The following is a 24,077-nucleotide window of genomic DNA, read 5'->3' as shown; positions in this document are numbered from 1 at the left end:
CTTTTTTTGTACTTCTTTTACACATTTTAACTTAAATACTACATCATATTTTACTTTTCTTGACATAAAAATACCCCCAAATAGTGTCTAACTTTTTGGGGGCAGTCTAAAATTGAGTGGCTTTTTTATTCTAATAAAACTCTCCATCTACATAAAACCACTTTCCATTTTCTTGTGCAAAAGTAGAAAGTTCGTCGTGTTCGTAGATTTCATTATTTTTATCTTGATAAAAAGCCCTAAAACGTACTTTATTATCTTTCGCAAAAACAATTTCTAACTTCAACCATTTATTCGATTTTGCCCAATCTTCGATATCACTAAAATCATTAAACTTTTGCGTAGAAGAATGTGTCGTTTCAACCAAATAATTCGTCAAAACTAAGGCAAACGCAGTATATCGCGAACGCATTAATTGTTCGGGAGTTTGAGGTAAATCTTTACCTAAATGGTAAGGTTTGCAACAGTTTTCGTAAGTTTTTCCTGAACAGCAAGGACAATTCATTTCATCTAATTTTTGCAAAAATACACTTTACTTATCTTTATGAAAATGATAATGATCTTGAATAATAACTTGTATAAAATCAATATTCCCTAAACCATCACTTTTTACGTCCATTATTTCTTCTAATTTTCGTGTCAATTTCAACAAAACATCATAATTATTAGTTTTGAGCGCTGATGTAAAATTCTCTTTCACAATATTTATATCGCGGTCAGAAAGTCTGTAAACTTCAGGAAAACGAATTTTATATGTCTCAGAAACATCTGCAAAAATAGTTTGCGATAAATCTAATTTCGGATTAAGATCTATCAAACACGTATTTGCAACAATATCGCCTAAACGTTGTCCATTTTTATTAATAATTGCAGTAATTAAAGCAATCATTCCAAAAAATAAATAAATCTCTACAATTCCAATTACCCAACGTAGAAAATAGTCAAAATTATTGGCACGATTCCCGTCTAAACACACCACGCGAATCTTCATAATCAATTTGCCAATGGTTTGTCCGTTAAGCAAAATCTCTAAAATCAACGGATATAATAATACAATAAAGTAAATTATACTATCTATTCCCATTTCCATCCAACTATCTTGTTTTGGAAACAAATCTGCAAAATACAACAATGCATACAAAAGTATCAGACGCAAAATAGCATCAATAACATAAGCAAGAATACGTTTTCCTAATGATGCAATATTATATTCAATTTGAACATTTTGTGGTGTATTGACTAAAAGTTTATTCATATATTTGGTTCACTAACAACTACTCTAAATGAGAGAAGCCCATTTTATCGATAAAAATAAGGCGAAATGGTCTGAAATTGAATACAATTTGAAAAATAAATTGAATGTTCATCCAGATATTTTGGCCAATAATTATATTAAAATTACAAATGATTTGGCATTTGCGCAAACCTATTATCCAAAAAGTAAAACGAAAGACTATCTGAACGAATTGGCACTTTTTGCGCATCAATCAATTTACAAAGATCAACGCACTTCTTCTAATCAATTTGTAGAGTTTTTTGTAAATGATGTTCCGAATGTGGTTTACAAAAACAGAAAATTTTTATTGTATTCATTTTTAATTTTCTCTTTAGCAGTATTGATTGGTATATTATCATCACATTTTGATCCAGATTTTACACGATTAATTTTAGGTGATGATTATGTAAATGAAACAATGATTAATATCAAAAAAGGTGATCCTGCTGCAATCTACAAATCTGGTAGTGAAACGGGTTCTACACTTGCAATAACAATCAATAATATCAGGGTTGCTTTTTATGCGTTTACACTTGGTTTGTTTTTTAGTATTGGTACAGGTTACATCTTATTTTCTAACGGAATTATGCTCGGCGCATTTCATTATATGTTTTATCAAGAAGGTGTTTTAGGCAAAGCAATGTCCGCAATTTGGATGCACGGAACCATCGAAATTTCTGTTATAATAATTGCAGGAGCTTGTGGATTAATGCTCGGAAATGGTTTCATGTTTCCAGGAACTTTATCTCGAAGAAAATCATTAACCATAAAAGCAAAAGAAGCCGTAATGATATTGGTTTCTACAATTCCGATGTTTATAATTGCAGGATTTATAGAAGGATTTATAACACGTTTATACGATGTTAATTTATATATAAGTTTGTTTGTTATTTTACTTTCTATCGTACTTATAGTTTGGTATTATGTCATATTTCCGTTTCTAAAAAATAGACAAAAATCTTTTTCGTTTAACCAAAATTTAAAATTAAATGAAAGAGAATAAATTAATATCGACTACTTTTCTATTTTTAATTCAAATTACTGTTTTTGCACAATCAAAAACGGAAGAATTTAAGGCTTTTAAGGCTAAATATTCTTCGAAAGAATTTGATTATGTAGAAGAAATCAACAAAGTAAAACCAAAAGAAATTCCACCAGAAACGTATGAACCAAATGGATTTTTAAATTTTTTGAGAAACTTGGCAGAATTTATTTCAGGATTTCCTTGGAGTTTTGTTTTCTATACATTTATCATATTATTTTTAGCGTTTATAGCTTATCGTATTTATAAAAATGGCGGATTATTTAAACCAAATGCAAAGAAAATTTACAACGAATCTGATTTTGATTATATCGAAGAAAATTTGGCGGAAGTAAATCTAAATAGTTTGATTACAAAAGCTGAAAATGAAGGAAAATATCCTTTGGCAATCCGTTATTTACATTATCAGAATTTACAAAATTTATACAACCGAGATCTTATACAATGGGATCCAAAAAAGACCAATCAACAATTTATTAATCAAATAAAAGACGAAAAAATTCGAATTTTATTCTCTACTAATACGCAAGTTTTTAATCAAATTTGGTTTGGAGAATTTATAATAAATGAAGAAAAATACCAAGAATATAAAGCAATGTTTAACCAACTAAATCTTACAATCAAATGATGATACAAAAAAGATTATTGGCGATAAGTTGTTTTATTTTGACAATTTTCATCACAATTGGTTGCAATTTCAATGGAAAACTTCCGAAAAATCGGGAAATTAATCTCAATCAAAATAGCAAAGATCCGTACGGATTATATATTGCGCATGAAGAAATTGGGAATTTAGCGAATGGAAAAATTCAAGATTTAGAAAAAATTTCTGAATTAAAAATCGATTCTATCAAAGCCAAAAATTATGCAGTTGTTGTACTTGGTGACGAAATTTATTTTGATAGTGTTACAAAAAAACATTTAACCAAATTCGCTAAAAATGGTGGAATTGTGGTTATGGCAGATTATTATGACAATTTAGGTGATGATACAAATAGTCCAAACGAAGCTTTTGATATTGATACAATTACTACCGATTCTACAGCGATTGACGAAGAAATGTTGTACAATAAAACGTTAATCATCAAAAATGATTTTGAATTAACAACTAACAAAAGTTTTAAAATTAAAAAGAAAAGAGAAGTAGAACATCACTATTTTAGCCAAATAACAAGTGATTCTGAAGTAATTGGAACATTAAATTATGAAGGAAAATCTTATCCAAATTATTTAAAAATAAAACCAAAAAATTACAACGGATACTATTTATATCATGCAGAACCACTTTATTTTACTAATTATTATTTACTAAATGAAGACAGTTATTTTTACGCAAAATCTGTTTTACAACAACTAAAAGGCAGAACAATTATTTGGTACAATCCAAACAAAACTTATGCGTCATCTAACACTTCAACAATGCGATTTGTGTTTTCTCAACCTGCCTTAAATTCTGCTTGGATACTGCTTTTAGTCTTATTATTCATATTTTTAATTTTCCGAAGTAGACGCGAACAACGCATTATACCAATCTACGAAAAAGAAGAAAATCATACCGTAGAATTTGCGAAAACAATTTCCTCTTTATACCAAGAAAATGGTGAAATAAAAGACATCATTTCTAAAAAAATCGATTATTTTTTATACAAAATAAGAAAGAATTTTTTGATAGAAACGGATAATCTAATCGATAAGAATTTTATAGAAATTGTATCTCAAAAAGCGAATTACACACAAGATGAAGGTCGAAAAATTTTTGAAATACTCAATCATATTCAACACAAAGAACAACCAACCCAAAACGATTTAAAAATCGTCTACCAAATCATAGAAAACTATAAACTAAAAGCAAACATCTAATGAACTACGAAAATACATATCAACCAATTGAAAATCGTCTGGATTTTTCGGATATACAAGAGAAAATGAATGCCATCAAAACTGAACTGAAAAAGGTTATTGTTGGACAAGATGATGTGATAGATCAATTAATTTTAGCCTTACTTTCGGACGGACATTCGTTGATTGAAGGTTTGCCTGGAGTTGCAAAAACAATGATGGCAAAATTGCTGGCAAAAACAATTCACGCAAATTTTAGTCGTATTCAGTTTACGCCAGATTTGATGCCTTCTGACGTTATCGGAACATCTATTTTAGATGCAAGAATCAATGAATTTGAGTTTAAACAAGGTCCTATTTTCGCAAATATTATTTTGATTGATGAAATTAACCGTTCGCCAGCAAAAACACAAGCTGCGTTGTTTGAATGTATGTCAGAAAAACAAGTTACCGTAGACGGTACAACTTATCCTTTACAACCTCCTTTTTTAGTTTTTGCAACTCAAAACCCTATCGAACAAGAAGGAACGTATCGCTTACCAGAAGCGCAATTAGACCGTTTTATGTTCAAAATTATGGTTAAATATCCTTCATTAGAAAATGAAATAATTTTACTGAATGAACAACAAAATAGAAAAGAAACTGACAAAGAATCTTTGGTAGAAAAAGTGGTAAATGGTAAAGAAATTGTAGCTTATCAACAGCGTATAAAATCAATTTTTGTACACGAAAGTTTACTTAATTACATTGCAACAATTGTTCATCAAACCCGTATAGACAGTGCGTTGTACATGGGTGCTTCGCCTCGTGCATCGATCGCTATTTTAGATGCAACAAAATCTAACGCTGCTATAAATGGACGTGATTTTGTAATTCCAGAAGACATAAAACAAGTTGCTTATGCAATTTTAGGACACCGTGTTGTGATGATTCCTGAGAAAGAAATGGAAGGTTTTACAACACATCATATTATTAAGCAAATTATTGACCGTGTAGAAATTCCTCGTTAATGAAATTTTTTACAAGCATATTTTTCAGCAATCGCTTTTTTTATGCGGGATTTTTCGTTGCATTTATTTTTGTGATGGGATTTTTCATGCAACCTATTCTCTATGTTGCAAAAATTTTACTATTCGCTTATATTATTGTAACAATTTTAGATTTTTTCTTAATTTATTTACCAAAAAAATCTGTTTTTATTACTCGAAATTATCCCGAACGTTTTTCGAATGGAGATGATAATAAAATGCAACTTTTGGTTGAGAATAAATATCAATTTCCTCTTTATATAAGAGTGATTGATGAATTTCCAGTACAATTACAATTAAGAAAATTACAGTTTAAAAATCATTTCAAATCATCACAAAAAAAGCAATATGATTTTACTGTAAAACCAACAGAAAGAGGTGCGTATAAATTTGGAATTATTAATGTATTTATTTCATTTTTTGGATTTGTTGAACGAAGAATTAAACAAACCGAAAAATTAGAAATCGCCTGTTATCCATCGTATTTGCAACTCAAACAATTTCAATTGTATTCGACAGCACAGCAACAAAATCAATTTGGAATGAAAAAAATTCGAAAAATTGGTACGAATACAGAATTCGAGAACATAAAAAATTATACAATTGGCGACGAATATCGATTGATTAATTGGAAAGCAACTGCAAAAGCGAATCGATTGATGGTAAATCAATTTCAAGAAGAAAAGTCGCAACCAGTCTATTCTGTGATTGATTTGGGACGAATAATGCGCATGCCTTTTGATGGTTTAAAATTGTTGGATTATTCCATCAATTCAAGTTTGGTTGTTGCCAATATATCGATTCAAAAAAATGAAAAAGCAGGATTAATTACATTCAATAAAAACATTCAAGATCACATTGTTGCAGACCGTAAAAATCATCAAATGCAATTAATTTTAGAAAAATTGTACAATGTTGAAACCAATTATTTAGAAAGTGATTTTGGAAAATTATACGCCTATATCAAACGAAAATTAACGCAACGATCATTACTTTTTATTTACACAAACTTTGAAACAATAGATGGTTTGGAGCGACAATTGTCTTATCTAAAATTAATCAAAAAATCGCATGTTGTGGTTTTGATTATGTTCAAAAATTCAGAATTAAAAAAGCTAACCAACCAAAAAGCACAAACAACAACAGATATTTTTGATCAAACAATTGCAGAAAAATTTAATTATGACAAAGAATTAATCATTAATCGTTTGCATCAATTTGGTATTTTGACGATTTATTGCGAACCAAAAGAATTATCTATCAATTTAATCAACAAATATTTAGAGATAAAAGCGCGTGGAATTTTTTAATTTTTAGAAAATTTTAACCATTTTAATTCAAAAAAAGTACAATTCTTGCTTATTCTGTAAAAAATCATCGAAAATCCAGCCATGAAAAAAATTATTCAACTGTTTTGTATTTTATTTACAACAAGTCTTTTTGCTCAAATAAATAATGTAGACTCTACTCCTATTAAAAAACGTACAATCGTTTTGGACGCTGGTCATGGAGGCGCAGATACAGGCGTAAAAAAAGATGAATTTCAAGAAAAAGATATTGTCTTAAAAATTGTAAATATCATCAAAGAAAGGAATCCTTATAGCGATATTGATTTTGTGTTTTTACGTACGGGTGATGAGCAAATTATCAATACAAATAGAGCGAAATTAATCAATGAAATAAAACCTGATTTGGTTTTGTCTATTCACGCAAATTATGACGTGAAAGATTCTAAAAAAGGTACTGAAATTCATATTTCGCCTATGAATCCTTATTTTGAAGATGCAAAAATTTTAGGCGAAAAAATAGGTCAAAATGTAAGTTCTTTGGGTTTTGAAAATTTAGGAATTATCGAAACAAATTCTAAAGTTTTGCGTGATGCTCAAGCACCAACTGTGATGATAGAAATTGGATATTTAACAAATGATCAGGACAGAAAATATTTGACAAATGAAGCAAATTATACTAAAATAGCGGATAAAATATTGGAGTATTTGAAACAATAAAATACACTTAATCAATAAAATACACATTGTTAAACATATCATAAAGTTATTTCTTTGTTGAAATAACTTTATTTTTTTTCACGTTATTTATTAAAATTAACAATATGAGAAAGTGTATTTATTTTATAGCGCTTGCAGCTTTTAGTTTATTTTCAACAAATGTTATGGCGCAAAAAACTACCAAAACTTTTGTGATAGATGCTGGACATGGAGGTTTTGATAAAGGTTCGAATAATGGTAACATTATAGAAAGTGAATATTCTTTAGAATTGGCTCAAAAAATTCAGAAATTAGCTAAAAAGAAGAACATTAATGTTATTTTGACAAGAGATGAAAATGATCATTTAGATTTACAATCTCGTGTAAATAAAATGCATGAACTTAACCCTGAATTGGTTATTTCATTGCATCTAAATAGTGCTTCTGATAGAGGTAAGAGTGGTGCCGAAGTATTTATTAAGAATGATAATGTAGATACGCATACAGAAAAAATCGGAACTGAATTAGCGCAATTAGTAAGTATAAATTCAATCGAAAACAGAGGTTTGAAAAAAGCTAATTTCAAAATTTTAAAAGATTCTAAAGCCCCAACTTTTTTAATTGAATTAGGTTTTGCAAGTAATCTTACAGATGCTGAAACATTAAAAAGTACTCATCACAAAAATCAATTAGCAGAAAAAATAGTACAATTCTTAGAAAATTATCAAGCGATATAATACAAAATAAAAAAAGGACTTCAATTGAAGTCCTTTTTAGTTTATGTTGAGTATTTATTAATCACAATTACTATCAATAGCGCATGAAGCGTCATTTTCTGGTTTGTTTACATAATCTTTTTCGTAAGCTTGCGTCAAAGCCGATACAAAATATTCGACAGGTTGAGCGCCAGAAATTGAGTATTTACGGTCTATTACAAAAAATGGAACACCCGTAACGCCAATATTTCTTGAATCTAAAATATCCGATGCGACATCAAAAACATAAGCATCAGAATTTAACATTTCTAAGATTTCAGTTTTATTCAAACCGATTTCTTCTCCTAATTCTGCCAACGTTTCGTAATCAGCAATATTTTTTCCTTCTGTAAAATATGCTCTAAACAAACGCTCTTCAGCCTCCGAACCTTTCTCGTTGACTTGTGCAAAATGTATCAAACGATGTGCATCACCTGTATTTACAACTTGAGAATTTTGTTGTTGAAAATCAATTCCGACAGCTTTTCCCATTTCGGCTAATTGTTTGTGCATTGATGCAATTTGCTCCACAGAAACTCCTTTCGCATTTACTAAATAATCATCTACAGAAGTAACTTCCGTCTTAGATAAATCAGGATTTAACTGAAAACTTTTCCATTCAACCTTAATATTATTTTGATTTGGAATTTGAGTTAATGCTTCTTCGAAATGTTTTTTTCCGATATAGCAAAACGGACACATAATATCTGACCAGATTTCGATTTTCATACAAGAAATTTTTGGTGTAAAAGTCTACAAAATTACGGCTTTTATTTGAATGGAATCGGTTATTTTTGAGTTAATTTAAACTTTAAAAATTATTAACAATTTATTGAAAAATAATCGTCTAAAAAGGGGTTTTTAATTTGTTTAAGATGTGGTTTAAATTACCTTTGCATGGAACCAAGAAAAGATGATTTAGTTTCATTTTTATTCCAAAAACAAATAACGAACAAACAATATGTCAACACACGTAGTAGTCGGTCTTCAATGGGGTGACGAGGGAAAAGGAAAAATCACAGATGTTTTAGCAGAAAAAGCGGATTATGTTGTACGTTACCAAGGTGGTAATAACGCAGGTCATACTGTTTATGTAGGCGAAGACAAATTTGTATTGCATTTATTGCCTTCTGGTGTTTTACAAGCAAAGGGATGTATAATTGCAAATGGAGTCGTAATAAATCCGGAAGCTTTCTTTAATGAAACTGAAGGATTGGAAGCGAAAGGTTACACTACAGATCACGTTTTTATCTCGAAAAGAGCGCATATTATTATGCCTTATCACATCTTATTAGATGAATATCGTGAAGAATTTGCAGGAAAAGAAAGTCAAATTGGTACAACAAAACGCGGAATTGGACCTTGTTATGAGGATAAAGTTGCTCGTGTTGGTATTCGTGCTATTGATTTATTAAATCCTGAAATTTTAGCAGAAAAAATCAAAGAAAATTTAGTGGTTAAAAATGCTTTATTCGAAAAATTATTTGATAAAGAACCATTAAAATTCGAAGATATTTACGAAAAATATTTAGCATACGGAGAGCGTTTAAAAACACGCATCATGGATTCTGAATTAGTCATCAATCAAGCGATTGACGAAGGTAAAAATGTCTTATTTGAAGGTGCACAAGCCCTGATGTTAGATATTGATTTTGGTACATATCCATTCGTTACATCATCTTCTCCTACAACTGGTGGAGTTTGTGTAGGTGCTGGTGTTCCGCCAACAAAATTGAAAAACTTAATAGGTGTTTCAAAAGCGTATTGTACACGCGTTGGTAACGGACCATTTCCTACAGAATTAGACAACGAATTGGGTGAAAAAATTCGTCAAGTTGGTCACGAATTTGGTGCATCAACAGGTCGTCCACGTAGAACTGGATGGTTAGATTTAGTTGCATTAAAACATGCTTGTATGATAAACGGAATTACACATTTAGTGATTACTAAATTAGATGTAATGTCTGATATTGATACAGTAAAAGTATGTACAGGTTACAAAACAGAAGACGGAAAAATCATTGATTATTTCACTTCTTCTACAACAAAATTATCGTTATATGAGCCACAATATGACGAATTACCAGGATGGAAAGAAGATATTACAAACGTAAAATCTTTTGATGAATTGCCTGTTACAGCGCAAGATTACATCCACTACATTGAGAAATATTTAGGTATCGAAGTTTATTTAGTTTCGGTTGGTCCAGAAAGATCTCAAAACATTATTAGAACAACATTATTTTAATAAATTTAGCTATAGCCTAACTACTGTTAGGCTATATTTATGAAATATTTTTATGAACGAAATTTTAGAACGATTAAAGCAATTAAACTTAGACATCGAAACAATTGTTCCTATAAAAGGGGGCGATATTAATGATGCTTTCCGACTTGAATCGTTCAATAAAAAATATTTTCTAAAAGTTAATTCAGCAAATAATTTCCCTAATCTTTTCAAAAAAGAAGCGAGAGCTTTAGAAGCAATCAAAAAGACAAAAACATTTCAGGTGCCAAAAGTTATCAATGTTGGCGAAGCTGGAAATGATTTTCAATATTTGATGTTAGATTGGATAGAATCCTCTACTCCAACTGTTGTAGATTGGGAAAACTTAGGAAAAAAATTAGCTAAATTACATCAAAATACAAATCCTCAATTTGGTTGGACAGAAGATAATTATATCGCGATAATACTTCAACCAAATAAATTTGCAGATACTTGGAGCGATTTCTACACAGAAAATCGCATTATGCCAATGATGAAATTGTTACAAAACAAACAATTAATCACATCAAGACAAATCAAATCGGCAGAAAATCTTTGCAAACAATTAAATGATATTTTTCCTGAAGAAAAACCTGCATTAATACATGGAGATTTTTGGAATGGAAACATTTTGCCTAATCATAAAGGCGAAATTACAATGATAGATCCCGCTATTTATTACGGTCATCGTGAAATGGATATTGCAATTGCAAAACTTTTTGGTGGTTTTGATGATGTTTTTTTTGATGCTTATCAAGAAGCTCATCCATTGGCGCCAAATTATGAAGAGCGTTTGCCTATCGCGCAATTATTTCCATTATTGGTACACGCTTATCTTTATGAAGGATATTATGTGAAAGATGTACAAACCATCTTGAAAAAATTTTAAAAACAAAACAAACAAAATACAATGAATAAGTATCAAAATCCTTTGGAATCAAGATATTCTAGTGAAGAAATGCTTTATATTTTTTCGCCAGAAAAAAAATTCACAACTTGGAGACAACTTTGGATTGCTTTAGCAGAAATTGAGAAAGAACTTGGGTTGGATATTACAGATGAACAAATTCAGGAACTAAAAGATAATGCGACAAACATAGATTATGACGTTGCTGCAGCGTACGAAAAGAAATTTCGTCACGATGTTATGGCACACGTACATGCGTATGGAGATGTAGCGCCAAGTGCAAAAGCAATCATCCATTTGGGTGCAACATCAGCTTTTGTTGGAGACAATACAGATTTGATTCAGATTCGTGATGGTTTTCAATTAATCAAAGGTCAATTAATTAATGTGATTGATGGTTTAGCAAAATTTGCGCGTCAATACAAAGATTTACCAACCTTAGGATTTACACATTTTCAGCCAGCTCAATTAACAACAGTTGGTAAACGTGCAACACTTTGGTTACAATCTGTTTTATTAGATTTAGAAGAATTAGAATTCAGAATAGATACTTTACGTTTTCGTGGAGTAAAAGGAACTACAGGAACAGCGGCATCTTTCAAAGAATTATTTGATGGAGATTACGAAAAAGTAAAAACATTAGACAAAAAATTGTCAGAACGTTTTGGTTTCAAAAAAGTATTTGCAGTTTCAGGACAAACTTATGATCGTAAAATTGATGCACAAGCGTTAGAATTATTATCGAATATTGCACAATCTGCTCATAAATTTACAAACGACTTACGTTTATTACAAAATTTGAAAGAAATTGAAGAACCTTTTGAAAAAAATCAAATTGGATCTTCTGCAATGGCATATAAACGCAACCCTATGCGTTCTGAGCGTATTTCTTCTTTAGCGAAATATGTTATGTCATTAGCATCATCTCCTGCAATGGTAGCGGCGACACAATGGTTTGAAAGAACCTTGGACGATTCTGCCAACAAGCGTTTAGCAATTCCACAAGCTTTCTTAGCAATAGATGCAATTTTAATCATTTGGAACAATATTTTAGACGGCTTAGTCGTTTATCCTAAAATCATCGAGAAGCATATCGCAGAAGAATTACCATTTATGGCAACCGAATATATTATTATGGAAGGTGTGAAAAATGGTGGCGATCGTCAAGAATTACACGAAATTATTCGTACACATTCTATGGAAGCTGCAAGACAAGTGAAAATGGAAGGAAAAACAAATGATTTGATTGAGCGTATTATTGCTGATGATAATGTAAAAATTGATAAAGAAAAATTAGTCGAATTATTAGACCCTAAAAACTTTACAGGTTTTGCTTCTGAACAAACAGAAGAATTCTTAAAAGATTTGGTTGATCCAATTATCGAAGAAAATAAAGCACTTTTAGGCGCTCATACAGACCTTAAAGTGTAAACCACGCTTAAGATTAACAAACACACATGAGAAAAGAGAAAAGACTTCCGATTTGGAAGTCTTTTTTTATTTAATTACTTTTTGATAATAGTTCTAATATAAAATAATTTATCTGTACTTATTTTAATAAAATAAATACCTGATTTTATATGAGAAAGATTTGTCTTATAACTATAAGAATTAGGTGTAGCACTTGCAACTTGTTTTCCTAATAAATTAGTTATTTCGATTCTCTTTATAAGATTAGGAGACTTAATCTCGACATTATCTTTTACAGGGTTAGGGTAAACAGATAGAGATTTTACTGTTGGATAATCACTTTTTATGTTACAATCTGTCGTTATATTTGCTTCTGGATATTCAGATTTAACACTTAACAATTGTTGGTCATCTACACATACATTCAACGTAGCGTCTTCAGCCAAATACAATTCACTTTCAATAGAATTATTTCTAATATTTAAATTTGGTACATTTGTTCTTAACATATCAAGTTTATTCATATGACTTAAATCAAGACTAGGAATATTAGAGATTGGTAATAAAAATAATTCAACTTCTATATTTTTCGTAACATTCAACTGCTCTAATTTAGGAGCTCCAACCAACATCATTTTTATATTTGGAGCTTCTGTAAAATCTAATTGTTTAACTCCGAATTCTCCTATCTTAAAATTTATCAATTTTTTATTATTCTTAAAAGTGATCTCACTAAAATCACTATTACCCAATTCTACATCTTCAACATTTGGCATTGTCCCAAAATTTATCTTCTTAGAACCAAAAGCCTCATTTATCTTTATATTTTTTAATAAATTATTATTTTGAAAAGATATATTAGTTAATTCTGTAAATTTCTTAATATATAAATTCTCTAACTTTATATTATTAAAATCAAGTGATTTTAAATCTACTTGATTGTAAAGTCTCACATCTTTAATGTTATTATTAAACTTTAGATTAGCTAATTTTAAAGTAGTTAATAACTCAATTTTCTCAAGATTAATATTTTTAGAAACATCTAAACTTAATAAATTTGTACCTAAAATTTTTAACGATTTTAATCCAATATTATCTGAAATTTGAAAAGATTTTAAAGCAAATTTTTCTGGGTTATCTGCTAACATTGTACCTTCTATAGCATAATCACCGTATTCAAAATTTTCTAACTTTGCATTATTTTTCAATTCTAAACTTTCTAGCCCAAGAATATAATCAAGCTGTAAATCTACTAAAGATGGATTATTATTGATCTTTAAATCTTTTAATTTATACAAAAAGAAATCAGTTAAATTACTAGAATCAGCTGGTGCATAAGATTGAGAAAGGTATACTTTATTTAAATTATTTAAATTACTTATAGTTAATTGTGCCATAAAATCAACCGTATTTATTAAATCAATTTCTTCTAGTAAAGGATTACTAGAAAAATCAATAGATTCTAATTTCTGATTAAAACCTACAAAACGTTTTAAATTAGGTAATCCTTTTAGATTTATATTTTTAACATCTCCAAAACTAACTTCAACTTGACTACTATAAATGTATTTATTTCTATAAGCAATATCCAATTCTTCTAAATTACGTAATCCATCATTAGAAAAATCAATAGTTTCAGAATTTAATCCTCTTATTTTTTTTAGATTTGAATTTCCTTTTACATTTAATTTATCAATCATTAATGAATAATTATCACCTGGATAGTCGTCAACAACAATAGAAGTTAAATTAATATTGTTAGAAGCATCTATAGTTAATGGATTTTTCCTTTCATTTCCAATAGATGTATAACGTTTATCATTCCATAAAATAGACGTTAAACTTGGTAAACCCGAAATTTTCAAATTATCCAAAAGCTTTATTTCATCTATTACAAAATTAGTAATATTCACATTTTTAAATTCCAATTCTTTAATATTATTACGAAGAATAACCTCACCCTTTATATTTGGACAATTAATAATACTAAGCTTGCTCTGATCTTGTAAAATTATAGTGTTATTATAGTCATCAAGATATTGAAAAACTACATTATTAACATCTGTAAGACCACTAGAATTTTCAAAAATTACAGTTTTTTCAGTATTTTCATTTCTCACTATTCCATGAAAAATTCTCAATTTATCATTATCCTTGAAATGAATATTGATTAATTTTGAATCAAATACATAAGCTTCTTCTAAATTCTTAAATAGCAAAATATCTTTTACATTATCTGGTAAATGTGCTTGATAATATACTTCATTAAGTTTCGTTTTATCTGCGTCTAAATATTTAAACTTATCATCTTGTTTAATATTTAATTTAATAATTTTATCCGCTTCAGATTGCTGAATTTCACCATCATTATTCGTGTCAATAGCTATTGAAGCTCCACTTATATCAAATGCTATGTTATTAGTATTATTTGATGATAATAAGAGCTTTTTCATTTTTACATCTCCAAAATTCAAATTTTGTGAAAAAACTAATGTTGAAAATGCTAACGTTAATACAGTAGTAAACTTTTTATTCATCTTTCATAAGATTGATTATTAATCAAATATAAATCATATTAAACTTAAAAAATCATTTTAAATACTTAGTTTACAAACTTAAAAAGGTTAATTCTTTTATTTTTAAAATTTCTATTTACAATCGTTCTTATTAGATGACATATATTATGCGATGACTAAATTATGTACAAATTATACTAAACGGACTTAATAACAAACACACATGAAACAAAAAAAGACTTCCAATTTGGAAGTCTTTTTTTGTAAGTATATCAATCAATTAACCTAAAAAGATCATGTCTTCTTCCGTCAATTCAAGATCAAATCCTTTGATATTTTCTTTGAAATGACTTAACTGTGACGTTCCAGGAATTGGTAAAATCAAATCATTATAATGCAGTAACCACGCAAGATTTACTTGTGCTGAAGTTGCATTGTATTTTTCTGCAATTGCAGTAATTTTACTTCGATTCTTTGGCAAAGAATTTTGAAGCGAGAAAAAAGGAATCATCGGAATTTCTTCTTCCGTACAAACCTCAATTACCTCCTGCAAACCTCTGTGAGCATTGCGCATTTCATATCCAAAAGCATTTTCTACACTGGCAACTTCGCCCATAGATAAAGCAATTTTCAACTCTTCTTCCGTTACATTACTTACGCCAACGTGCAAAATTTTGCCTTCTTTTTGCATTTCGTACATCGCATTCAAAGACTCTTCGATAGGTGTATTACTTTCTGGCATCACACGAAAATGAACCAATTGAACTTGGTCTATTTTCAAGGTTTTCAGATTATTTTCAATACTGGCTCTTAAATTTTCTGGTTTATCATAAGCGTTCCAGCTTTTGTCCGCTCCTCTTTTAGCACCGACCTTGGTACAAATTATTAAATCTTTTTCATACGGATACAAAGCTTCTGCAATCAGTTTATTGGTAATATCTTGACCATAATAATCAGCAGTATCTAAAAAATGAATTCCATTTTCTACTGTTGATTTTAATATTTGTAAAGCTTCATTTCGGTTTTTAGGTTCTCCCCAAATTTGACTTCCTGTAAGGCGCATTGTTCCATATCCAAGACGTTTTATAGTAAATGGATGTTGAGTTTTTGCACCAATGGTAATAGTTTTCTTGATGTTCATTTTTTTAATTTTTGAGATGTAGTTTATAAATCAATTGTATATTTTATAAAATTATAGATGATTATTTATTAATATTTTATTCCAACTTTTCGTAAAATGAAACCTAATAACCAAATCGGACCTACTAAAAGAAATTGTAAATCTTTAATAAAACTTGGTTTCTTCCCTTCTATTTTATGACCAACAAATTGTAAAATCCACGTAATAATAAATACTGCGAGATACAATATCCAAGATTTTGTGCCTAATTGTAAATTAGACAATGAAATAAAATATTCCATAATAAGCATTATCAAAATCATAATAAAACCAATAATAAATGATAATCTGAAATAGAAAATTGAAATAAGGCATAACGCAATTATTGATGCGATACTAATGTAACCAAATACCGGAAAATAGATATGTGGAGTTGGTATATAGGATATGAATCCTAAAATAGTCCAAAAGATTAATGGTACACAAATCCAATGAATTAATTTGTTTGTTGCGTTTTTATGACTTGCACCATATTCATCAAAAAGTTGCTCTATTTTTCTCATTTGGTTAGATTTTAGTTTAAATATAACTTGATTTTGGATTATTATAAACTTTAAAACCGAAATTATATTGTAGATTTGAATGTAACTTGAAATTTCTTACAAAATCCAATTAATGTTATGTTTATAAAGATTATAAATGTATTTGCAATACTATTTGGAATCACACTCTTTACCCTACTAACTTATATTTTTTATAATAAAGCTTCAAAAAATTTATCTGAATACTCACAAGTTGAAGGTATAATAATGAATAAAGGAATTATAAATTCAAACAAAAATTCTAAAATATTTTTTTTAAAACTTTCTAATTCTCCTAAAAATCTTGTAGTATACAAGATGACTAAAAATTATTCAGAGCTTGATAATAATATTAGTAATGGAGACAAAGTAAAAGTATATTTTACACCTTCAAACTCTAATAGTCATAACTTAGATGTAGTTCAAATAGAAAAAGGAAATAAAATTTTATTAAGTTACAATACGCACAAAATCAACTATTATTTTTTAACTGGAATAACTACAATCGTTACATTATCTATCATTTTAATGACAGTTTATCATATAAAAGGAAATGAAATTGAGAATCCTATACCTCCTATTTTATAAAGAATCTTCATTTAAAAAGTTTTAAACTATTATTCTGCACAATGTATATTAAATATAAGCTGATTTTGAAAAATTATTGAGAAAAATAATTAATTTTTTCACTACAAAAAATGAGTATGCCAGAAAGCCAACTTGTATAAGTTGGCTTTCTGGCATACTTTAGAACAACGTCTCGTGAAAAGAAACACCAAGAAGACTTCCCAAAAAAAGTTAGACACTATTTGGGGGAAGTCTATTATTAGTCGATTTTTTTATATATTGAAAACTGATGTATAATATCAATTAAACTTTAAGCAAAACTTATCAAATCAACGTAAGCTTTTTTAGCTCCTTCAAAAACTTGATTTAATTCTTCTTCTGTTTTAAATTCATCGTTAATGTAAGCTAGAAAACTCTTCCAGCTTTTGCCTAAACTTTCGCCATAATGTCCAAAATAATTAAAATTTTCAGATGCTAGATTTGGGTATTTTTTAAGTGTTTTAGCAATTACATTTCCGCCTAGCATAGATCCTTCTATCACATATAATACACCAAATGCTTCTGCTCTATTACTAAGATTAACTTGTGTCGGAAACGTTAATTTATTCAAATTAAGTTCTTCTAAATCTTTCTCAATCAAAGTTGTTTTATCAAAATTTGTTTGTGCTAAAATTGTTAGATCTTTAGCTGTCAAAAAATCTTTAATCGGATTCTCATATACTTTTAAAAACTGATGATTTACTTGTAACATTTTGTAATAATTTTCATCAGAAAAAGTTCCATCGAACAATTTATTTGATTCTAATTTACTTTCAATTTCGGTGTGATAAGTTGCTGTTTTTTCTTTTAGGTAGTTTGATAACATAATTATGGTTTTTTAAAACGTAGTACAAAAGTCGTTCCTTCTCCTTCTTTACTTTCAAAATTTATATCGCCATCCATACGATTCATCATTCGAAGAACAATGGATAAACCAACTCCATTTCCTTGAATATTTCCTGTATTAGACATTCTGCTAAAGAGTTTGAACATCTTATCGTAATCATCTTCTTTTATTCCAATTCCATTATCTGAAATTTCATAAACAACTTGATCATCAATAATCTGAGATTTTATAAAAACTTTTGGAAATTTTTGGGTTGATGAATATTTTACTGCATTACCAATAATGTTCTGAAAAACTTCGAAAACCATTGTTTTATCAGCAAAAACATGTTCTATATTTTCAATTTCTACATGTGTATTTTGTGCATTATAATACATTAAAACATCTTGTACAATTTTATCAATAATTGGACGCGTTTCTATTTCTTTAAGTACAATTTCAGATTTTTTAGCTTTGCTTAAAATTAATATTTCTTGCATCATTTCTGTCATTCTATCAATCTCAGAAATCACACTTTTCAATCTATCTTCCTTCATTTCGCTATCGCCTAACGTTCTTTGTAAAATCTGACAATTCAGTTTCATTACCGTTAATGGCGTGCGTAAATCGTGCGATATTGTGTAAGAAAATGAATCTAATTCTTCATTAATTTCTTGTAATTGCTCATACAAACTATGAATTTTGAATGATTGAATATGAAGCGTTTCTACGATTAATTTTAAAACTTCTTTGGCTACAAAAATTTCATTCTCTTTCCATACAAATGATTTTTGACCAATCTCTTCTTGCCAAACCTTAAAAGATTTTCGTGGAGAAAAATACAACGTTTCTATCTCATCTATAATCTTTGTATTCTCTATCTTTGTAGGATTTCCTGCCCAATTTATGTTGTAAATTTCTTCTTTTTTAAACCAAATAATAAAATGTTGGCAATGTTGATCTAAAAACGAAAACATAACCCCAGCAGAATCTGATGTCAAATTAAGTGTTTCCTTATAGTCAATTAAAAACGTATTAGAAAAAAACAGAGTCGATATTTCATTGACTTTTGCCCATTTTTTAATTCGAAAAATTTCATCAACTTCTGGCGTATGTCCGTGCGTAAATACATTTTCGTGTGTTACTAAAGCAATTCCATCTGCATCTGTTAAATGTAAAATTTCGTGAATATTATTTTGAATAGATTTTTGCAAACTATCTTCTACCAACAAATTCTCTTTAAGACGCATCGCGATTTTATTAAAGTGATTCTGAAATTGCAATCTCTCGTTCGATTTAAAATTAACATACGTTAAACGCGCAAGTCTTGTTAATAATTCGGACTGTAATCTGACTTGATTTGGAATATATTTTGGTGTTGAATTTTGACAAGCAACCAATCCCCAAAGACGATCGTTAATAACAATTGAAACCGAAAAACTTCCGAATGCTTTTGCATTTCTCAAGTATTCTATATGAGAAACCGAAAATGCTCGAATCGATGTATAAGTTAAATCGACTACTTTATCTTCACGACTTATCATCTTAATTCTTAAGTCATCAATATCAGCAACCATACGGCTTTTCTTCTTGATATACAACAAACGCACTTGTTCTGGAATATCAAATTCAGGAAAACGTAGTCCTAAATATGAATCCAAACCTTCGTCTACATTTTCGGCAACAACAACTCCACTATTGTCTTCTAAAAATTGATAAATCATCACTCGATCATAACCAATCAACTCTTTTATCGAATTAATCAATAATTTCCAATTATCCTCAATAGACTTTGTGTAAAGTAATTGTTCTGAAATATGATGATAAGATGATCGATTTTCGACAACAATCAAGCTTTCTAATTCGAGATAAATTATGTCCGAATTATGGTATGTTGTAAGATGATATGTTTGCGAATTAATTTCAATAGAATCACGATCAAATTCTCCTATATCTAGAGACAAAATTTTAGGACAATCAATCTCTATATTTAGATAATCTGTTATTTTTTTACCGATTAAATGCATTGGATTTTCGGAAAAAAGAAGTGATATGTTTTCAGAAACAAATTCAATCTCAAAAGTAGATACATCAATTCCTATCAAGTATCCAAATGGTTGAATCTCGTTAAAGTATTCTATTTTTTCTTCATGACATTCCTGAATCATCTTCTTATTCATATACAAATAATCTTATTCCAAGATTACTCTTGAAGTTGAATATAAAGTGTAATTTAATCTTCTTGTTTTCTGATTTTTAAGATATAATCTTCTAACTCTAAATCGTCAGTTTCTATCAATTCGAAATCAGAGAAATGTGTAATTTTTGATTGAAAAAATGCCAAAACTTTCTCTTTTTCTAAAGTTTGATCGATTTTAATTCCACTAAATTTTATGTTTTTCATGTAAACATAAAAGTCGTAATTAAACTCATTTTCACCCAAATATGTATTGGCTACTTTTCCTTTCCATTTGATGTCAAAAACACCAAATTCTTCACTATCTAAAAACGTAATTTCATGTTGTGCAACGGTATCATTTCCTAGCATAGAAATTCCGAAAGCTAACTCTTCTTCATGATCAAAATCAACAGGAATTGGGTCTATTTCGAATGTTTTCTGATTGAGATCATTAAAATCTAATTTTGCATCAGTCTCAATCTTTATTCCTTTATTATTCCAATATGTACTCGATATAATACAATGGTCATAATTTATCCATAAAGCTCGTTCTGCATTTTCCTCAGAAATATCATCAATTTCATCTAAAGCATCTTTATACTCCTCTTCTTCATCATATTTATCGGTCTCTAAATGAAAATCCATCCATAGATTAAAATTTTCATCCAAGCGAGCGCTCCAAACAAAATCTATCACCTTGTGTCCGTTTGTAAATGGGCTATTCGAAAAATATATTTTGTTATTATCCTTACTCATAAATTGGTTTTGACTTCCGTTTTGAATTTACAACGATTATTCTATTTGGCAAAATTTAAAAAAACATTCACACCTTTTATTCGATATAATAACTGATTATCAGAAGAATAAAAAAAAGCGTAAATCATAATAGATTTACGCTTTTAAGTTATTGTGATAATTAAATTACTTATTTTATAAAGTTTCTTTTAACCATTTAAAGAATTCTGTATGCCAAATTACTGAGTTTTGAGGTTTTAAAACCCAGTGATTTTCTTCTGGAAAATAAATAAAACGAGATTTTATTCCTTTCAATTGTAAAATTTGATACGCTTCTTGTCCTTGTCCCATTGGTACGCGATAATCACGTCCACCAACATAAATTAACATTGGTGTATTCCATTTATTAACTAATGCTGGACTACTTGGATCAAATTGAGAATACGTTTTTTGTGCTGCCTTGTTGTTTGTGTCCCACCAAGAACCACCTGCGTCCCAGTTTGTGAAGAAAATTTCTTCTGTTGTTCCGTACATAGATTTCAAATCAAAAACACCGTTATGAGATATAAATGATTTGAAACGACCTTCGTGTATTCCTGCTAAATAATAAACAGAATATCCCCCGTAAGACGCACCAATAGCTCCACGACGATCTTTGTCTACATATTTTTCTTTCGAAATATCATCTATTGCAGATAAATAATCTTGCATTACTTGTCCTCCCCAATCTTTTGAGATTTGCTCGTTCCACTCTACTCCATGTCCTGGCATTCCACGACGGTTTGGTGCAATAACAATGTAACCTTGTGCTGCCATTAATTGTAAATTCCAGCGTGGAGAATAAAATTGTGTTAAGGCAGATTGTGGTCCACCTTGACAATATAATAAAGTTGGGTATTTTTTGTTTGGATCAAAATTTGGTGGATAAACGACCCAAGCCAACATATCTTTACCATCTGTTGTTTTGATTGTTCTTGCTTTTACATCACTCAAAGCAATGTTATCAAAAATTTCTTTGTTTTCGTTTGTGATTTGCTTTAAAACTCCTGTTTTTAAATCTACTACATAAATTTCTGCAGCGTGATTAATATCTGTTTTTGTTACAATTGCTTTATCTCCAACAATTTCTTTGATATCTGCAATATCAAAATCACCTTTTGTAAGTTGTTTTACTACGGGAATATTTTTTGTTCTGAAATTTACAGCAACCTCAAATAACTGAATTGTACCACCAACTGGCGCATTAAAATAGATTTTTGTACCATCATTACTCCATTTATAACCTCCAACAGTTCCGTCCCATTGCTTTGTTATATTCAACTCAATATTTCCTCTACGTACAATTAGGTCATTTTTATCTGCCTCGTAACCGTCGCGTTCCATGCTCAAAAAAGCTAAGTCACCTTGCGAAGAAAAACTTGGCGAATTATCGTAACCCATTTTACCTTCGGTAATATTTGTTGTTTTTTGAGTTGATAAATCATACTCAAAAATATCTGTATTTGTGCTTAAAGCGTAATCTGTACCAAATTTCTTTTTAGATACATACAATACTTTTTTACCGTCTGGTGTCCAAATAAATTCTGAAACTGAATATGGTTCGTCTTTTAAAACGTCTGTTTTTGTTGCATTTTCTTTGTTTTCAGAAACCATTAAATGATCAAAATTACCATCATTCCAAGTGTCCCAATGTCTATAATTTAATTCATTATAAATCTGAACATTTGATTTGTCCATTTCAGGATAATAATCTGATCCAAAAACTTTTTGCAACTTTACTTTTTCTGTTTCTGCTTTGTATTTTTGGTCTTTATTTAAAGATTCATCTGCTAAAAGCGTTTTGTAATCTGCTATTTCAGAAGCTTTTCCTCCTGCCAAAGAAATCATAAACGTTTTAGATGTATCTTCTTGCGTTTTCACATTAGTTGAAGTTACTTTATAAATCAAATTCTTTTGATCTTTTGTAACTCCAATTGGAGAAACTTTTTTTACCTGCCATAATAACTCAGGTGTCATTACTTTTTGTCCCATTGCTGTTGTCGTCATCAAAATACTTGCGACCAGTATAGTAAATCTATTCATGTTAATTTTGTTCGAAATTGTTGTAAAAATAGACATTCTTTGTTGAGAAACCGAAAATATTTAACATAAAAAAAGACATCACTTATCACAAGTTGTGTATAAATGATGTCTCCGCCAATAATTTTTTTAAAAACGTCTAATCGATTCTTAAAATTAGGCTAATTATTTTAATATAAGCAAGTTAATTAAAAGTTTAACTTATTTTTATGAGTAAAAACTGGAATAATTGCTCCAAAAACTAAGTTTTGTTGAGAGAAAACAATATTTTGTTTGGCTTTATCAGATTCGTTAGCTGTTGTTCTAATGTCGCTAAGATTTGCAAAACCTCCTTTCAATTCGGCTTGTACAAAGAAATAATCCCAGAATGTAAAGTTAATACCAACCATTGCTGCTGTTGCAAAACCTGCTAAATGAAACTCATCATAACGCTCATTACCCATTAATTTTACGTTAGAACGTGGATACAAAATTCCTGCACCAATACCTTCTGTTATATTTACATCTATTCCTTTTCCGTTTTTTGTGATTGGTAAACGTAAAAGATTATCGAAACGACGAATCTCTAAATTAGCATAGTTTAATCCATCTGTATGTTCAAATGTTAAGAAATCTTCGGTTAATTTTTGATCAACATTGTTATAAGTTCCATCAAATTCTGAACCTGTATTGATGTTACCATTCATTTTTACAATTTGGTCTTGATCCATTACATATTTCATGTGATCTATACCAAAAGAAATATTCCAATTATCTGACACAAAATATCCTAAACGAAAATTATATTGTGGAATTGTCATTGAAGTTGGATTGAAATATTTTATTCCAAATGATGTTTGACGATCATGTGCAGTAACATTATCTAATGTAAAATCGTATCCATCTCCTTTGAACTGAATGTCTGATTTATTGTATTGTGCGTGATTCCAT

Annotated in this window: 22 protein-coding genes; 11 read left to right on the top strand and 11 right to left on the bottom strand. The window is 29.2% G+C overall.

The window, feature by feature from the left end; all coding sequences use genetic code 11:
• Positions 1 to 130: 130 nt before the first annotated feature.
• Together RSC72_RS14235 and RSC72_RS14230 are read right to left on the bottom strand one after the other, a co-directional pair.
• The gene (locus RSC72_RS14235) at positions 131 to 502 is read right to left on the bottom strand and encodes a YchJ family protein (protein WP_332566120.1); all 372 of its coding nucleotides are present in this window, start codon (positions 500 to 502) and stop codon (positions 131 to 133) included.
• Positions 503 to 529: 27 nt separating this feature from the next.
• A complete protein-coding gene (locus RSC72_RS14230; protein ID WP_332566119.1) occupies positions 530 to 1,252 on the bottom strand; it encodes an RDD family protein in 723 nt (240 codons plus the stop codon).
• A 28-nt stretch (positions 1,253 to 1,280) separates the two neighbouring features.
• Here RSC72_RS14230 and RSC72_RS14225 point away from each other — a divergent pair, with 28 nt between their 5' ends.
• From RSC72_RS14225 to RSC72_RS14195, 7 genes are all read left to right on the top strand, one after another.
• Positions 1,281 to 2,276 (top strand): stage II sporulation protein M, encoded by a 996-nt coding sequence (locus RSC72_RS14225; RefSeq protein WP_332566118.1) that lies wholly within the window; start codon positions 1,281 to 1,283, stop codon positions 2,274 to 2,276.
• Entirely contained in the window at positions 2,263 to 2,943 is a 681-nt protein-coding gene (locus RSC72_RS14220) for a hypothetical protein (RefSeq protein WP_332547049.1), read from the top strand. The genes RSC72_RS14225 and RSC72_RS14220 overlap by 14 nt, the downstream gene beginning before the upstream one ends.
• A complete protein-coding gene (locus RSC72_RS14215) occupies positions 2,940 to 4,175 on the top strand; it encodes a hypothetical protein (RefSeq protein WP_332566117.1) in 1,236 nt (411 codons plus the stop codon). The genes RSC72_RS14220 and RSC72_RS14215 overlap by 4 nt, the downstream gene beginning before the upstream one ends.
• Positions 4,175 to 5,164, top strand: coding sequence for an AAA family ATPase (locus RSC72_RS14210; RefSeq protein WP_332547046.1), 990 nt, complete (start codon positions 4,175 to 4,177; stop codon positions 5,162 to 5,164). Before RSC72_RS14215 ends, RSC72_RS14210 begins: the two co-directional genes overlap by 1 nt.
• On the top strand, positions 5,164 to 6,492 hold the full coding sequence (locus tag RSC72_RS14205) for a DUF58 domain-containing protein (protein ID WP_332566116.1): 1,329 nt from the start codon (positions 5,164 to 5,166) through the stop codon (positions 6,490 to 6,492). Before RSC72_RS14210 ends, RSC72_RS14205 begins: the two co-directional genes overlap by 1 nt.
• Positions 6,493 to 6,573: 81 nt before the next feature.
• Positions 6,574 to 7,188 carry an N-acetylmuramoyl-L-alanine amidase family protein gene (locus RSC72_RS14200; protein ID WP_332546309.1) on the top strand — a complete coding sequence of 205 codons (615 nt, stop codon included), beginning with the start codon at positions 6,574 to 6,576 and terminating at the stop codon, positions 7,186 to 7,188.
• A 104-nt stretch (positions 7,189 to 7,292) separates the two neighbouring features.
• A complete protein-coding gene (locus tag RSC72_RS14195; RefSeq protein ID WP_332546307.1) occupies positions 7,293 to 7,904 on the top strand; it encodes an N-acetylmuramoyl-L-alanine amidase in 612 nt (203 codons plus the stop codon).
• A gap of 57 nt (positions 7,905 to 7,961) precedes the next feature.
• On the opposite strand, the gene RSC72_RS14190 is transcribed toward RSC72_RS14195, so the two are convergent.
• Positions 7,962 to 8,651 carry a DsbA family oxidoreductase gene (locus RSC72_RS14190; RefSeq protein ID WP_332546305.1) on the bottom strand — a complete coding sequence of 230 codons (690 nt, stop codon included), beginning with the start codon at positions 8,649 to 8,651 and terminating at the stop codon, positions 7,962 to 7,964.
• Between the two features lie 232 nt (positions 8,652 to 8,883).
• On the opposite strand from RSC72_RS14190, the gene RSC72_RS14185 reads away from it, so the two are divergent.
• From RSC72_RS14185 to purB, 3 genes are read left to right on the top strand one after another with little or no spacing between them, the layout of a single operon-like run.
• Entirely contained in the window at positions 8,884 to 10,170 is a 1,287-nt protein-coding gene (locus tag RSC72_RS14185; RefSeq protein ID WP_332546304.1) for an adenylosuccinate synthase, read from the top strand.
• A gap of 52 nt (positions 10,171 to 10,222) precedes the next feature.
• Positions 10,223 to 11,077, top strand: coding sequence for a fructosamine kinase family protein (locus RSC72_RS14180; protein WP_332546303.1), 855 nt, complete (start codon positions 10,223 to 10,225; stop codon positions 11,075 to 11,077).
• Positions 11,078 to 11,098: 21 nt separating this feature from the next.
• The gene (gene purB / locus RSC72_RS14175; RefSeq protein ID WP_332566115.1) at positions 11,099 to 12,526 is read left to right on the top strand and encodes an adenylosuccinate lyase; all 1,428 of its coding nucleotides are present in this window, start codon (positions 11,099 to 11,101) and stop codon (positions 12,524 to 12,526) included.
• Positions 12,527 to 12,600: 74 nt separating this feature from the next.
• Here purB and RSC72_RS14170 read toward each other — a convergent pair whose 3' ends face one another.
• The 3 genes from RSC72_RS14170 to RSC72_RS14160 all read right to left on the bottom strand — a co-directional run bounded on the left by RSC72_RS14170 (position 12,601) and on the right by RSC72_RS14160 (position 16,704).
• Positions 12,601 to 15,042 (bottom strand): T9SS type A sorting domain-containing protein, encoded by a 2,442-nt coding sequence (locus tag RSC72_RS14170; RefSeq protein WP_332546299.1) that lies wholly within the window; start codon positions 15,040 to 15,042, stop codon positions 12,601 to 12,603.
• A gap of 259 nt (positions 15,043 to 15,301) precedes the next feature.
• Positions 15,302 to 16,162: an aldo/keto reductase gene (locus tag RSC72_RS14165; protein WP_332546298.1), complete on the bottom strand. Its 861-nt coding sequence runs from the start codon at positions 16,160 to 16,162 to the stop codon at positions 15,302 to 15,304.
• Between the two features lie 68 nt (positions 16,163 to 16,230).
• Positions 16,231 to 16,704: an Mpo1 family 2-hydroxy fatty acid dioxygenase gene (locus RSC72_RS14160; RefSeq protein WP_332566112.1), complete on the bottom strand. Its 474-nt coding sequence runs from the start codon at positions 16,702 to 16,704 to the stop codon at positions 16,231 to 16,233.
• Between the two features lie 336 nt (positions 16,705 to 17,040).
• On the opposite strand from RSC72_RS14160, the gene RSC72_RS14155 reads away from it, so the two are divergent.
• Positions 17,041 to 17,310 carry a hypothetical protein gene (locus RSC72_RS14155; RefSeq protein WP_332546620.1) on the top strand — a complete coding sequence of 90 codons (270 nt, stop codon included), beginning with the start codon at positions 17,041 to 17,043 and terminating at the stop codon, positions 17,308 to 17,310.
• Between the two features lie 289 nt (positions 17,311 to 17,599).
• On the opposite strand, the gene RSC72_RS14150 is transcribed toward RSC72_RS14155, so the two are convergent.
• From RSC72_RS14150 to RSC72_RS14130, 5 genes are all read right to left on the bottom strand, one after another.
• Positions 17,600 to 18,154, bottom strand: a complete 555-nt coding sequence (locus RSC72_RS14150; protein ID WP_332546618.1) for a biliverdin-producing heme oxygenase — start codon at positions 18,152 to 18,154, stop codon at positions 17,600 to 17,602.
• A gap of 2 nt (positions 18,155 to 18,156) precedes the next feature.
• Positions 18,157 to 20,334, bottom strand: coding sequence for an ATP-binding protein (locus tag RSC72_RS14145; protein WP_332546616.1), 2,178 nt, complete (start codon positions 20,332 to 20,334; stop codon positions 18,157 to 18,159).
• Positions 20,335 to 20,387: 53 nt separating this feature from the next.
• Positions 20,388 to 21,089, bottom strand: a complete 702-nt coding sequence (locus RSC72_RS14140) for a hypothetical protein (protein WP_332546614.1) — start codon at positions 21,087 to 21,089, stop codon at positions 20,388 to 20,390.
• 174 nt (positions 21,090 to 21,263) lie between these two features.
• Positions 21,264 to 23,150, bottom strand: coding sequence for a S9 family peptidase (locus RSC72_RS14135; protein ID WP_332546612.1), 1,887 nt, complete (start codon positions 23,148 to 23,150; stop codon positions 21,264 to 21,266).
• 185 nt (positions 23,151 to 23,335) lie between these two features.
• Positions 23,336 to 24,077 (bottom strand): hypothetical protein (locus RSC72_RS14130; RefSeq protein ID WP_332578591.1); only part of this gene is annotated, 742 nt, incomplete at its 5' end.

The organism is Algoriella sp. (assembly GCF_036647415.1).
Classification (GTDB): Bacteria; Bacteroidota; Bacteroidia; order Flavobacteriales; family Weeksellaceae; genus Empedobacter.
This window is presented reverse-complemented; position numbering and strand designations above follow the sequence as displayed.